Genomic DNA, 13293 nt, shown 5'->3' on the forward strand with positions numbered 1-13293 from the left:
CGTTTGTCCGACAAAGCCGAATCCCGACTTTGGGCGATCATGCTCTAAGCGCCGAACGGACGCAGCAGCGCCCGCGAAATAATATGTCGCTGAATCTCCGAAGTGCCTTCCCAAATGCGCTCGACGCGGGCGTCGCGCCAGATGCGCTCCAGCGGCAGGTCGTCCATCAGCCCCATACCGCCATGAACCTGGATGGCCTCATCGGCGACGAAAGCGAGCATTTCGGTGGCCTTCAGCTTGGCCATGGCCATGTCCTGATCGGTAACGGTGCCCTGATCGTACTTCCAGCCGGCTTCGAACACCATCAGGTCGGCGGCCTTCAGTTCCGTCGCCATGTCGGCGAGCTTGAACGATACGCCCTGGAACTTGCCGATCTGCTGGCCAAACTGCTGGCGTTGCGCGGAATACTCTATGGCATGGCCAAGCGCCCGCTCGGCACGGCCGAGGCAGGTGGCGCCAACCTGCAGGCGCGTGGCACCCAGCCAGGAATTGGCGACGTCGAAACCCTTGTGCACTTCACCGAGTACCTGGCTTGCGGGCAAGCGACAGTCGTCGAATTCGAGGATGGCGTTGGTGTAGCCGCGATGCGAGACGTTGCGGTAGCCGTCGCGCACCGTGAAACCTTTGGTGCCCTTGTCGACGAAGAAGGCGGTGATCTTCTTGCGTTTTCCGCGCGGCGAATCCTCCTCGCCGGAAGCCATGAAGACGATGGCGAAATCGGCGAGATCGGCGTGGCTGATGAAATGCTTGGTGCCGTTGAGCACCCAATCGTCGCCATCCTGCACCGCGGTCGCCTTCATGCCGCGCAGGTCGGAGCCGGCGCCGGGCTCGGTCATCGCCAGGCAGTCCCATTTCTCGCCACGGATGCAAGGGAACAGATATTTTTCGCGCTGCTCCGGCGTTCCGGCCAACAGGATGTTGGAGGGACGCGCCACGCAGGTCCAATGCAGCGCATAGTTGGCGCGGCCAAGCTCCTTTTCGTAAAGCAGCCAGGTCACCGTATCCAAGCCGGCGCCACCGACATCCGCCGGCATGTTGGCGGCATAGAGCCCGGCCTCGATGGCCTTGGCCTTGATCTCTTCGATCAGCTCGCGGCGCAGCACGCCGGTGCGCTCGACCTCGCGCTCATGCGGGTAAAGCTCATTCTCGACGAACGCGCGCGTTGTCTCGATAATAAGCTTCTGCTCTTCCGAAAGACCGAAATCCATGGTCTCAGCCCTTCTTCTTTTTCTTCGGCTTTTCCGCCTTCTTCACCGGCTTCGAAGCCTTGGCCGTCTCGGCCGCCTTTGAGGCCGCCGGCTTCTTCGCCGCCAGCTTGGCGAGCTGCTTGGTATAGTTCTTGTGCAGCGCGCCGGCACCCCAGCCCTTGCCCTTGTTCTGCTTCGACAGCGCATCCATGATCGCGACCAGGTTGTCGTCGCGGATCTTTTCCAGCTCGCGGATCGACAGGCCGTGCGCCTGGTCGTCCGACTGGGTGGCGATCAGGTCGACCAGTTCGTCGTTGAATTCCGGCACATCCATCAGCTTGGTCCACGGCCATTTCAGGCACGGCCCGAACTGCGCCATGAAGTGGCGCATGCCGGCCTCGCCGCCGGCGACGCGATAGACCTGGAACATGCCCATCTGCGCCCAGCGCAGGCCGAAGCCATAGCGCATGATGTCGTCGAGTTCCTCGACCGTGCAGATGCCGTCCTTGATCAACCACAGCGCCTCGCGCCATGCCGCCTCAAGCAGACGGTCGCCGACGAAGGCCTCGATCTCCTTGCGGATGACGACCGGCTTCATGCCGATCGACGCGTAGATCTCCTTGGCGACCTCGATGGCTTCCGGGAAAGTCTGCTCGCCGCCGACGATCTCGACCAGCGGCAGGAGATAGACCGGATTGAACGGGTGGCCGACGACCAGCCGCTCGGGATGGTTCTTCATCGCCACCTGCATATCGGTCGGCTTGATGCCTGATGTGGATGAGCCGACAATGGCGTTGGCCGGGGCATGGGCGTCGATCTCGGCCAGCACCTTGTGCTTGAGGTCGAGCCGCTCCGGCACGCTTTCCTGGATGAAATCGGCATCGGCCACCGCCTCGGCGATGGTTTTGGCGAAGGTCAGCTTCCCCTCTTTCGGCAGCCCGCCGGGCACCATCTGCTTGTAGGCGCGGCGCGCGCCCTTCATCACTTCCGAGACCTTGCGCGAGGCCTCGGGATCGGGATCGAAGATCGACACGTCGATGCCGTTGAGCAGCAGGCGCGCCACCCAGCCGGCGCCGATGACACCGCCGCCGATGGCGGCTGCCTTGTTGATGATGCTCATGCGGAAGCTCCGGTTCTTGTCTTGGCTAAAGTGGGATCTAGGAGAGGCACGCGCTCGCCGGCGCGGATGACTGCTGGGTCGTAGGCCTTGCGGGCAAAGACTTCGAGCACGAAGGGCCGGAAGAACGCGATCGACAGCGTCTCATAGTCGGGGTCGAAGCTCGACTGGTCCCAGCGTTCGCAAAACTGGTCGCAATCGTCGAAATAGGCGTGATCGGCGAAGCGGTCGCGGGCATGGCGGTTGCCGCCAAGATGATGGGCGTAATAGAGGCGCTGGAAGTCGCCGTGCTTCTCCACCACCCAGGTGCATTGCTCGCGCACGAACGGCTTCAGGATCGAAGCGGCGTATTCGTCGTGATTGTAGGGCGCGTAAATGTCGCCGATGTCATGCAGCAGCGCGCAGGCGATCCAGTCGGTGTCGGCGCCATCGCGCCAGGCACGCGTCGCTGCCTGCAGCGAATGGCCGAGCCGGGTGATCTTGTAACCGGAAAGACCCTCGTCGAGTTGGACCAGGGCGTCGAGCAGACGATCGCCGGTCTTGGCGGCATAGTCGATTTCATGGGCGGTCAGGAACTCGTAGTCGTCCTTGTCGCCATCCTTCATCGCGGTGAACTTGACGGTTGTAGCCATCGCCAGATCCTGCCTTACGCCGCGGCTGCGATTGGCGCCCGCTTGGTCAGGTTGAGCTTCTTGCGCACTTCTTCCGGTCCCAGGATCCGGGCGCCGAGATTGGTGACGATGCTGGCGGCACGCTCGACCAGCTGCGCATTGGTGGCCAGCACGCCCTTGTCGAGCCAGAGATTGTCTTCAAGCCCAACGCGGACATTGCCGCCGGCCAGCACCGCGGCCGCGGCATAGGCCATCTGGTTGCGGCCGATGGCGAAAGCCGACCAGTTCCAGGTCGACGGCACGTTGTTGACCATGGCCATGAAGGTGTTGAGGTCATCAGGCGCACCCCACGGCACGCCCATGCAGAGCTGCACCAGCGCATCGGGGTTGAGCACCTTTTCCTCGACCAGCTGCTTGGCGAACCAGAGATGGCCGGTGTCGAAGGCCTCGATCTCCGGCTTGACGCCGAGCGCCGTCATCATGCCGCCCATGGCGCGCAGCATGCCGGGCGTGTTGGTCATGACGTAGTCGGCTTCGGCGAAGTTCATGGTGCCGCAGTCGAGCGTGCAGATTTCCGGCAGGCACTGGCGCACATGTTCCATGCGGTTGGTGGCGCCGCCCATGTCGGTGGCTTTTTCGTTGAGCGGCAGCGGCGCCTCGGGCGAGCCGAACACCATGTCGCCGCCCATGCCAGCGGTGAGGTTCAGGATGACATCGACGTTCGCGTCACGGATACGCTCGGTGACCTCGCGGTAGAGATGCACGTCGCGGCGCGGTTTGCCGGTCTCGGGGTCACGCACATGGCAATGGACGATGGCAGCACCGGCCTTGGCCGCGTCGATGGCCGAATCAGCGATCTGCTTGGGCGAGCGCGGCACATGCGGGCTGCGATCCTGCGAACCGCCGGACCCGGTCACGGCACAGGTAATGAAGACCTCCCGGTTCATCGCAAGCGGCATGGAATTCTCCTCCCAATCAAACAGAGAGCACAGCATTGCGCGACTTGCGGGAGACTGCTTTACGTTTTACGAAGGCGTCATGATAAAAAACGAAAAAGCGACAATCTTTCGCGCCGAGCAGTCGCCGCTCAAGGTGACGATGCTGGTGTTTTCGGGAGCATCCATCATGTGCGTGGCATGCGCCGTCGATCCGCTGCGTGCGGCCAACCGCATCGCCGGCGAAACCCTGTTCGACTTCAAACTGGTTTCGGTGACCGGCGAGGCGCCGGTCACGACATGCGGCCTGCCCGTGGCGGTCAACGGCCGTTTCGATGCGACGGAGCCTACCGATGTCCTTGTCGTGGTCGCGGGCTTCGGCACGCAGAACTATGCCACGTCTGCCTTGCTCGCCGGCCTGCGCCGGGCGGCACGGTCGGCCCGCGCCTGCGGCGGCGTCGAGGCAGGCACATGGCTGGTGGCGCGCGCCGGCTTGCTGGAAGGGCGCAGCGCCACCACCCATTGGGAGGACATGGAGGATTTTTCGTCGGCCTTTCCAGGCGTCGACGTACGCCCCGATCGATACATCATCGATGGGCCGGTGTTCACCACGGGCGGAGCGTCGCCGACCCTGGACCTGATGCTGCACCTGATCCGCACCCGGCTCGGCATGGCGGTGGCGCTGGATGTGGCAAGCGCGTTCATCTACGATCAGGCGCGCGTGGCGACCGATGCGCAGCCGCTGGTCTCGCTTGGCCGGCTCGACGGCTACGATCCGCGCCTGGCGCAGGCCATCCGGCTGATGGAAGCGCATGTCGACCAGCCGCTGACCATAGAAGCCATAGCAAAGCGTGCCGGCGTGACGGCGCGCACCCTGGAAAGCATTTTTCGCAAGTCGATCGGCGAGACGCCAGGCGCCTATTATCTGAGGCTGCGGCTGGGGGCGGCGCGCCGGCTGGTGGTCGACACGCGTGTGGCCATGGCGGATATTGCCGGGCGGACCGGATTCTCGTCCGCCGCGGCATTTTGCAGAGCGTTTTCAAGAGCTTTTGGCGAAGCCCCGGTCAGGCTGCGCCGAGGATAATCAGTCTATTGTATTGTCGCAATTCCGGACGGAAAACCGCTCACACTTTTCCTGGAATTGCTCCAGGGGATTACGCGGCGTTCTGTCGATCGCTGCCGGCGTCCATCTGCGAGCGCATCTGCCTTGCCAGACGGACTTCAAATCGGCTGCTGACAGCGCGATCCCATTCGTTCTTCACATTGTCGGTCGGCCGCGGCAGCGCCATCAGCCGGTCGATGATCGATCCGGTCTCGCCGGATGACAGTAGGGCGTCGATTTCGCGTTCGTGCTGCATATCGGTTCGCCTCCTTCCTTTTCACCCGCCACAAGGTCCCTCTTATACGAGATACGTGACGGCAGTTTGAAGGCAAGAGCGAGGTCATTGAGGGGCGGCAAAGGGCAAACCATGTCGCCGGATGAGCGCTTTGGCGCAAGGCCGTTCCAGGGCGGGAGGAGTGTTCCCCGCCGCCCCTCGAGCAATACGAATCGGCTTTCCGCCCTCAGACGTAGCGGTTGACGATGTTCTCCAGTAATTCCTGGCGGCCGGAGCGTGGCTGCGGCTCGATCTTCTTCTTCACCACGCGCTCGGCGATGTCTTCCAGCGTGCGCTTGCCGGACAGCATTGCCTTGCCCTCTGCCGTATTCCAGCCGGCATAGCGCTCAGCCAGCGGCGCGGACAACGCCTTGTCCTCCACCATGCGAGCCGCGGCCTTGAGACCACGTGCACAAGAGTCCATGCCGCCGATATGGCCGATCAGCAGGTCCTGCGGGTCGAGCGACTGGCGGCGCAGCTTGGCGTCGAAATTGGTGCCGCCGGTCTTGAAGCCGCCGGCCTGCAGGACCTGGTAGTAGGCCAGCGCCATTTCCGGCACATTGTTGGGGAACTGGTCGGTGTCCCAGCCCGACTGATAGTCGTTGCGGTTCATGTCGATCGAGCCGAAGACGCCGAGCGCGTTGGCCAGCGCCAGCTCGTGCTCGAAGGAATGGCCGGCCAGGATGGCATGGCCCTGCTCGATATTGAGTTTTACTTCCTTCTCCAAGCCGAAGCGCTTGAGGAAGCCGTAGACGGTGGCGACGTCGTAGTCGTACTGGTGCTTTGTCGGCTCCTGCGGCTTCGGCTCGATCAGGATGGTGCCCTTGAAGCCGATCTTGTGCTTGTAGTCGACGACGAGGCTGAGGAAGCGACCGGCCTGTTCCTGCTCGCGGCCAAGGTCGGTGTTGAGCAGCGTCTCGTAACCCTCGCGCCCGCCCCACAGCACATAGTTCTCGCCCTTCAGCCGCTTGGTGACGTCGATGCAGCTCTTCACCGTCGCCGCCGCATAGGCAAAGACGTCCGGATCGGGATTGGTGGCGGCACCCGACATGAAGCGGCGATTGGAGAACAGGTTCGCCGTGCCCCACAAAAGCTTGACGCCGGTCTGCTTCATCTTGCCGGCAAAGTAGTCGGCGATCTCGTCGAGACGGGCAGAGCTTTCTGAAAAATCCTTGCCCTCGGGCCGCACGTCGGCGTCGTGGAAGCAGAAATAGGGTGCGCCAAGCAGCGAGAACATCTCGAAGGCGACATCGGCCTTCAGTTTCGCCAGTTCCATCGTGTCGGTGCCACCGGCCTTGGGGAACCAGGGACGGTCGAAGGTCTGGCCGCCGAACGGATCGCCGCCCGGCCAGGCGAAGGAATGCCAGTAGGCGACGGCGAAGCGCAGATGGTCTTCCAGCCGCTTGCCGGCCACCACCTCGTCTGGATTGTAGAACCGGTAGGCCAGCGGATTGGTCGAATCCGGTCCCTCATACTTGATCTTCTGGATGTCGCCGAAAAATCCACTGCTCATGATTTCTGTCCTCTCTCGAATAGTTCGCCCTGATTACCTCAGGCGTAATTGGTTTCGGTCTGCCGTGGGGTGAAAAGGATCGTGTCAAAGCCACTCAACGAAGGAGACAGACCATGACCGACCTCAACAAAATCGCCGAGGGCTACATCACCGCCTGGAACGAAAGCGATGCCGGCCGCCGCGCCGAATTGCTGAAGGCCACCTTCACCGAAGACATCAGCTATCGCGATCCGCTCATGCAGGGCGATGGCCATGAAGGCGTCGCCGCGCTCATCGATGGGGTGCAGCAACGCTTTGCCGGCTTTCGCTTCTCGCTGAAGGGCACGCCGGACGGCTTTGCCGACAGGATCCGCTTCTCCTGGAACCTCGGCCCGGAAGGTGTCCCTTCGGTCATCGAAGGCACCGACATCGGCATCATCGAGAACGGCCGCCTGAAGAGCGTCACCGGCTTCCTCGACAAGGTGCCGGCGCAATGAGGTTAGCTGGGTAAGGGAGGTGCGAGGCACCCCCCTCTGGCCTGCCGGCCATCTCCCCCGCAAGGGGGGAGATTGGCTGAGGCTCAGGCTTTCGCCAATCTCCGACGCCGCAACAATGAGCGAGGCGCCCGAGCTGCTGATCTCCCCCCTTGCGGGGGAGATGGCCGGCAGGCTAGAGGGGGGTGCCTCGCACTTACTCACGCCGTAACGCCCCTGATCGCCGGGTAGAGCGCCCGGTAGCGGTGATAGGCGTCCGCATACGCCCCACCAAGCCCAGCATCCGGGTCGATCGTGGCATCCGTCCTCGGCGCCGTGCACACGGCCAGCGGATCGGCACCGGTCGCCGCGATCAGTCCGAGCCGGGCCGCCCCGAAGGCGGCGCCGAAATCGCCGTCGGCGGGAATATCCACCGGCACCTGCAGCGCGGTGGCGATCGATTTCAGCCAGTAGCGCGAGCGCGAGCCGCCGCCGATCGCGGTCACCCGCGTCAATGTCGTGCCGGCCGTCTTGAGGGCTTCGAGGCTGTCGCGGAAGGCGAAGGCGACGCCTTCGAGCACCGCCTGGGTCAGCACCGCGCGGCTCGATTCGTGCGCCAGCCCGGTGAAGGAGCCGCGAATGGCGGAATCATTGTGCGGCGTGCGTTCGCCCGAGAGATAGGGCAGGAAGGACACGCCGGTCGGCGCCTTCAGCGTGTCGCCGAGTTCCGATGTCAACTCGCCTGCGTCTTTGCCGGTGATCTCCGACAACCAGTTGAGCGAATCGGTCGCCGACAGGATGACGCCCATCTGGTGCCAGGTGTTGGGGAGTGCATGGCAGAAGGTGTGGACAGCACTTGCCGGGTTTGGCAGATAGGACGCGTTGGCGGCAAACACCACGCCCGAGGTGCCGAGCGAGACAAAGGCATGGCCGGCGCCGACCGTGCCCATGCCGCAGGCCGAGGCCGCGTTGTCGCCGGCGCCACCGGCAATCGGGATGCCGGCCTCGACGCCCCATTTCGACGCCAGCTCGCCGCGCAGCCCGCCAGCCTTCTCAGTGCCCTCGACCAGCGACGGCATTTGGCTCTCGTCAAGGGAGGTGACAGCGAGCAGATCCGGCGACCAGCGGCGCTTGCCGACATCGAGCCAGGACGTGCCGGCCGAATCGGACATTTCCGAAATGTGCTCGCCGGTCAACCAGAGCCGCAGGAAGTCCTTGGGCAGCAGCACCTTCGCCACCTTGGCGAAGACAGCGGACTCGTTGCTCTTCACCCAGGCGAGTTTCGGTGCGGTGAAGCCGGGAAACACGATGTTGCCGGTCAGTGCGCGGAAGCGCGGATCGGCGTCGAGCGCTGCCGCCTCGACATAGCTGCGCGTGTCGTTCCACAGGATGCAGGGTCGCAGCACATGATCGGCCGCATCGAGCAACGTCGCGCCATGCATCTGGCCGGACAGGCCGATGCCTTTCACTGCCGCGAACTGCTTGGGATGGGAGGCCTTCAATTCGGCGATCGCGTCTTCGCATGCGCGTATCCAGTGGGACGGGTCCTGTTCGGACCAGCCGGGATGCGGCCGCGAAACGTCAAGCGAGCCATGGCCGGAGCCGACAACAATCTGTCCGGCATCGATCAGCAGCGCCTTGACGCCCGACGTGCCCAGGTCGAGGCCGAGATACATATTATCCTCCCATGCCAATATTTTTTTCGGATCTCGAAAAAATCTGGCCGAGCCAGTTTTTAAGGCAAGATCGGCTTGCGGTCAATTCTCTGACAAATCGGCCGCGCGTCGCGAAAACAGTGCCGACAGCGGACTGTCCGGCCGCGCCATCGAACGCTCGGCGGTGAGCGCCCTGGCCAGCGCGCCGTCTCCAGCCCGCAGTGCTGCTTCGATCAGCGTCAGGTCGATGACATCGCGCTGTGCGTGGCTGCCGCCGAAACGATGGGCGATCGCGCGGATCGGCCTGATCAGGCGCACGGCCTCGGCGTAGCTGCCCTCGGCGAATGCCTTGATCGCCAGCGTCAAGGGATGGCCGACATCCCGGGTGAAAGCCGCATTATCGCCGCTGCCGTGCATCGCCTCGCGCTGCGCCTCGAGCAAGGTGTGGACAGGAGCGTCGAGCCCGGCGCCGACAAACGCCATCATCGCGTGCGCATCGTTGAAGGCGTAGTCGCCGGCTCCGGCCTTGGGCCAGTTGGCAGCGAGCGCGGTCCAGCGGTCGCCGACATCGACGCCGCCGAGATGCAGCCGCCACAGGAGCGCCGACGCATCGACCATGTTCAGCGCCATCGCCGATGGCGTGCCGTAGATCGGCCCGTCATAGAGCGCCAACACCTGGTCGATCTCGCCGAGATCGTAGTGAAACAGCGCCAAATGCCACCAATTGTGCACCTGCAGGAAGCTTTCCCTTGTCCAGGCCTCGGGATTGGCGCGCATCCAGGCAATGCCGTCCTTTTGCCGGCTTTGCATTTCCATGACATGGGCGACCGCGTGCTGTGCCCAGCCGTCTCGCGGCTCGATCTCGACCGCCGTGCGGCCCAACTTCTCGGCCCTGATATAGTCGCCCATCTCTTCCAGCCCGAAGGCCTGCATGCCGAGCATGGCATGGTAGCCCGGCATGCCGCTTTGCCAGGACGGCAAAGCGCGGGCGATGCGATCACGCAGCATGCGGGCATTGCCGGTGAAGAAGTCGATCTGGTGCCCGACCTGCAGCGCCACCGCGTCGAGTGGCGTCTCGATGGCGATATCCTCAAGGATCCTGGCGGCGTCATGCCAGCGCCCATTGGCGAGGTGGCCAAGAGCCGAGACATGCGCCTGCTCGCGACTTGTCGCGGCAAGCGGCAGCGCCGCCTCATGGCAGGCCCTGGCCACGGCCGTCGCCTCCCGCTCGGTGGCAAGGCCGAAGAGATAGCCCTTGAAGACATGAGCCATGACAAAATCGGGATTTTCCGCGATGGCGCGGTCGACCGAGGCCACGGGATCGCCGACGAAGCACTGCAATTCCCACACCGCCTGGCCGTAGGGCGTGAACCCCGCTTCCGTAGCGCCTGAAAATGCCAGGCCGAATCCATCCCTGATCGCCATGCAAAATCCCTCGATCGGCCGGTCATGGGCTCGCTGCCCCTCGGTCCAAAGCGATCTTAACGCATGGGCCACAGCCGCGCCAACCGTGCAGCTTCGCGCCTCTAATTCAGTAGATTTTGCAGTTCATCAACCATGATAGGTAGATTAGGCTTTGTAAAAGCGAATGAATTGTGGCTTCATTGCGGCGCGGCGAAGGGCTTGTAATCGCGATCTGAGAGGGGACGCGATGCGGCATTTTGAAATACAGCTTCCGAACAGCCGTTCGGAGCACATTGGTGGATCCGTTGCTTTTGTGCAGCGAAAGCCTCGGCAAATCCATCCATGGCTTATTAGCTTTCTTGCAACTACAACGCTTGCGTTGCTGCCCGATTCTGCAGCCTTCGCTGCATGCGTGCTGGGGCCGACCGCGGGGAATACCCTCTACACCTGCGACAGTGGCGATTCGGGCGGCAACCTCACTGATACCAACGGCGACAACACGCTGAATTTTCCCGCCAGCGGCACCGGGCAGATATCGGGCAACGTCACCTTTGACATCGGCACCGACCGCATCAACATGCAGTCCGGCACCATCACCGGCGCGGTCGACCAGGGCGGCGGCACGGATTTCTTCACCATCAGCGGCGGCACGGTCGCCGGCAATGTCCAGCAGGGCGCCGGCATCGACGACTTCAACATCAGCGGCGGCCAGGTCGGTTCGCTCAACCAGGGCGACGGGCTGGACACGTTCACTATGACCGATGGGCGCATCGTCGATTTCTTCGACGATGGCGATAACGCCGTGATGACGGGCGGGCGCATCGGCCGCGTCAACATGAAGCTCGACCAGAATTATTTCAACATGTCCGGCGGCACCATCGACCGCAACCTCGTCACCGGTTTCGACAAGGACACGATCATCCTCTCGGGTGGCACGATCGGCGGCAACATCAGCGTCAGCGGCGGCAATGACAGCGTGACCATCACCGGTGGCACGGTCGGCGGCGATGTGCTGATGAGCTTCGGCGCCGACAATTTCGTCTGGAACGACGGCGGCATTATCTATGGTTCCGTCGATCTCGGCGGCGACAACGACACCGCCAAGCTCAGCAACCTCACCAATGCCAATCTCGGCGACACCAACGCGATCACCGGCGGCGCGGGCACCGACACGCTCACCTTCGACAACGTCAAGCTCGACGGGATCAGCCGGGTCCAGAACTGGGAAACCATCGACGCCAACAACGACACCGAACTGACGCTGGACGGCAATCTCGTGCTCGGCGACAGCGGCACCGGCACGGGTACGCTCAATGTCGACTCTGCCAGCACGCTCTATGGCGGTGGCGGCTTCAACGCCGAGATCCGCGCCTTTACGGCAGGCCAGATGGCCGAAGTGATGAACGCCGGCCGCATCGACCTGACCAACGGCACAACCGGCGCCACTGACCGGCTGACCATATCAGGCAATTACACCGGGCTTGGCGGGTTGCTGCTCATCCAGACCGAACTTGGCGACGACAACTCCGATTCCGACCGGCTCGTGCTGTCGGGCGGGACCGCCTCCGGATCGACCGGCATTGCGGTGGTGAATGTGGGTGGCGCCGGCGCACAGACCACCGCTGACGGTATCATGGTCGTGCAGGCGACCAACGGCGCCACGTCCAGCGCGAGCGCCTTCGCCTTGGACGCGCCGGTTGCGGCGGGTGCCTTCGAATATTACCTGTTCAAGGGCGGCGTCAGCGCCGGCAGCGACGAGAACTGGTATCTGCGCTCGACGCTGAATACGCCGGCGACGCCGGCAGCCGCTCCGCCAGCGCTGGAACCCACCCCGCAGCCGGAACCTGAACCGCCCGCGGCCGAGCCACCACCACCGCCACCGTCCGAGCTGCCGCCAGTGCCGGTGCCGACCGAGGGCGACATCAACAATCCGCCGGTCGACCCGACACCGCCGGTACAAGCCAGTGACCCGCAACCCGAGCCGCCCCCACCACCACCGCCGGCGCCACCCGCGGACCCGCCGCCACCGCCACCAGTGGTGCCGACCGCCGTGCCGGATTTGCCGACCCCGGCGCCCGGTGAGCAGATCCTGCTCTACCGCATCGAGGTGCCGATCTATTCGGCCTTGCCGCCGGTGGCCGAGCACCTGGCGATGACGACGCTCGGCACCTTCCATGAGCGGCGCGGCGAACAGAGCCTGCTGTCGGACAACGAGATGTCACCGGTCTGGGGCCGCATTTTTGGCCAGGACGCCAAAATGGGCTGGTCGGGAACGGTGTCGCCCTCCTTCGACGGCACGCTGTTCGGTCTCCAGGCCGGCTTCGACCTGCTCGGGCGCGAGACCGCCGCGGGCGGAATCGATCGCGCCGGGCTGTTCGTCGCCTATGCCAGCATGAAGGGCGATTTGCGCGGCCAGGCGCTGGGACAGAACGATCTGTCCGTCGGCAAGCTCGACATCAACGGCACCAGCGTCGGCGGCTACTGGACCCGCATCGGCCAGGGCGGCTGGTACCTGGACAGCGTCCTGATGGCCACCTTCTTCGGCGGCAATGCGACGTCGTCACGCGACATCGGCATCGATGTCGGCGGCACCGGCGTCACCGCATCGCTGGAAGGCGGCTATCCCATTGCGCTGGCGCAGGGTTGGACGCTTGAGCCGCAGGCGCAACTGGTCTGGCAGCATCTGTCGCTCGACGATACCAACGACCGCTTCTCGTCGGTCTCCTTCGGCACCGACAGCAGCGTGACCGGCCGACTGGGCGCGCGGCTGCAGGGCGAGACAACGATCAACGGCATGGCGCTGCAGCCCTACCTCAAAGCCAATATCTGGCATGATTTCGGCGGCACCAACACGGTCAGCTTCGACACCACCGACATCTCGACCGAGGGCCGATCGACCTCGTTCGAGTTCGGCAGCGGTATCGTCGCTGAGGTGACGGACAAGGTCAGCATCTTTGCCACCGGCGACTACACCACCAATCTCGGCGGCGACAATCGACGCATCCTTGAGGGCAATCTGGGTTTCAGCGTCAAGTGGTGAACC

At 63.9% G+C, this 13293-nt stretch carries 11 protein-coding genes; 3 read left to right on the forward strand and 8 right to left on the reverse strand.

The genetic code is table 11. The features are described 5' to 3' along the window. Nucleotides 1-44 precede the first annotated feature (44 nt). Genes AC1DX4_RS01630 through bcoG form a run of 4 tightly spaced genes read right to left on the reverse strand, consistent with a single transcriptional unit; the run spans nt 45 to nt 3874 of the window. Nucleotides 45-1208, reverse strand: a complete 1164-nt coding sequence (locus AC1DX4_RS01630; RefSeq protein WP_477218650.1) for an acyl-CoA dehydrogenase family protein — start codon at nt 1206-1208, stop codon at nt 45-47. Nucleotides 1209-1212: 4 nt separating this feature from the next. Then, a complete protein-coding gene (locus tag AC1DX4_RS01635; RefSeq protein ID WP_477218651.1) occupies nt 1213-2307 on the reverse strand; it encodes a carnitine 3-dehydrogenase in 1095 nt (364 codons plus the stop codon). Continuing rightward, complete coding sequence (locus AC1DX4_RS01640) at nt 2304-2936, reverse strand: HD domain-containing protein (RefSeq protein ID WP_477218652.1); 633 nt, start codon at nt 2934-2936, stop codon at nt 2304-2306. The genes AC1DX4_RS01635 and AC1DX4_RS01640 overlap by 4 nt, the downstream gene beginning before the upstream one ends. 14 nt (nt 2937-2950) lie before the next feature. After that, nucleotides 2951-3874, reverse strand: a complete 924-nt coding sequence (gene bcoG, locus AC1DX4_RS01645) for a 3-dehydrocarnitine:acetyl-CoA trimethylamine transferase BcoG (RefSeq protein WP_477218653.1) — start codon at nt 3872-3874, stop codon at nt 2951-2953. Between the two features lie 79 nt (nt 3875-3953). Here bcoG and AC1DX4_RS01650 point away from each other — a divergent pair, with 79 nt between their 5' ends. Next, a complete protein-coding gene (locus AC1DX4_RS01650) occupies nt 3954-4934 on the forward strand; it encodes a GlxA family transcriptional regulator (RefSeq protein WP_477218654.1) in 981 nt (326 codons plus the stop codon). 70 nt (nt 4935-5004) lie between these two features. On the opposite strand, the gene AC1DX4_RS01655 is transcribed toward AC1DX4_RS01650, so the two are convergent. Continuing rightward, nucleotides 5005-5208, reverse strand: a complete 204-nt coding sequence (locus AC1DX4_RS01655; RefSeq protein ID WP_475454560.1) for a hypothetical protein — start codon at nt 5206-5208, stop codon at nt 5005-5007. A 205-nt stretch (nt 5209-5413) separates the two neighbouring features. Next, on the reverse strand, nt 5414-6739 hold the full coding sequence (gene xylA / locus AC1DX4_RS01660) for a xylose isomerase (protein ID WP_477218655.1): 1326 nt from the start codon (nt 6737-6739) through the stop codon (nt 5414-5416). A gap of 113 nt (nt 6740-6852) precedes the next feature. Between xylA and AC1DX4_RS01665 the strand changes: the two genes are divergently transcribed. Next, nucleotides 6853-7215 carry a nuclear transport factor 2 family protein gene (locus AC1DX4_RS01665; RefSeq protein WP_477218656.1) on the forward strand — a complete coding sequence of 121 codons (363 nt, stop codon included), beginning with the start codon at nt 6853-6855 and terminating at the stop codon, nt 7213-7215. Between the two features lie 197 nt (nt 7216-7412). Here AC1DX4_RS01665 and xylB read toward each other — a convergent pair whose 3' ends face one another. Continuing rightward, nucleotides 7413-8867 carry a xylulokinase gene (gene xylB / locus AC1DX4_RS01670; protein WP_477218657.1) on the reverse strand — a complete coding sequence of 485 codons (1455 nt, stop codon included), beginning with the start codon at nt 8865-8867 and terminating at the stop codon, nt 7413-7415. An 81-nt stretch (nt 8868-8948) separates the two neighbouring features. Next, nucleotides 8949-10271 (reverse strand): tetratricopeptide repeat protein, encoded by a 1323-nt coding sequence (locus tag AC1DX4_RS01675; protein ID WP_477218658.1) that lies wholly within the window; start codon nt 10269-10271, stop codon nt 8949-8951. Nucleotides 10272-10497: 226 nt separating this feature from the next. Between AC1DX4_RS01675 and AC1DX4_RS01680 the strand changes: the two genes are divergently transcribed. Further along, entirely contained in the window at nt 10498-13290 is a 2793-nt protein-coding gene (locus AC1DX4_RS01680; protein ID WP_477218659.1) for an autotransporter family protein, read from the forward strand. Nucleotides 13291-13293: the final 3 nt, after the last annotated feature.

This window comes from Mesorhizobium sp. P3_A8, from assembly GCF_056402995.1.

Excerpts from the sequence above, each read along its gene's own strand:
- AC1DX4_RS01630 (WP_477218650.1), bottom strand. The coding sequence starts at position 1,208 with ATGGATTTCGGTCTTTCGGAAGAGCAGAAGCTTATTATCGAGACAACG.
- AC1DX4_RS01635 (WP_477218651.1), bottom strand. The coding sequence starts at position 2,307 with ATGAGCATCATCAACAAGGCAGCCGCCATCGGCGGCGGTGTCATCGGC.
- AC1DX4_RS01640 (WP_477218652.1), bottom strand. The coding sequence starts at position 2,936 with ATGGCTACAACCGTCAAGTTCACCGCGATGAAGGATGGCGACAAGGAC.
- bcoG (WP_477218653.1), bottom strand. The coding sequence starts at position 3,874 with ATGCCGCTTGCGATGAACCGGGAGGTCTTCATTACCTGTGCCGTGACC.
- AC1DX4_RS01650 (WP_477218654.1), top strand. The coding sequence starts at position 3,954 with ATGATAAAAAACGAAAAAGCGACAATCTTTCGCGCCGAGCAGTCGCCG.
- AC1DX4_RS01655 (WP_475454560.1), bottom strand. The coding sequence starts at position 5,208 with ATGCAGCACGAACGCGAAATCGACGCCCTACTGTCATCCGGCGAGACC.
- xylA (WP_477218655.1), bottom strand. The coding sequence starts at position 6,739 with ATGAGCAGTGGATTTTTCGGCGACATCCAGAAGATCAAGTATGAGGGA.
- AC1DX4_RS01665 (WP_477218656.1), top strand. The coding sequence starts at position 6,853 with ATGACCGACCTCAACAAAATCGCCGAGGGCTACATCACCGCCTGGAAC.
- xylB (WP_477218657.1), bottom strand. The coding sequence starts at position 8,867 with ATGTATCTCGGCCTCGACCTGGGCACGTCGGGCGTCAAGGCGCTGCTG.
- AC1DX4_RS01675 (WP_477218658.1), bottom strand. The coding sequence starts at position 10,271 with ATGGCGATCAGGGATGGATTCGGCCTGGCATTTTCAGGCGCTACGGAA.
- AC1DX4_RS01680 (WP_477218659.1), top strand. The coding sequence starts at position 10,498 with ATGCGGCATTTTGAAATACAGCTTCCGAACAGCCGTTCGGAGCACATT.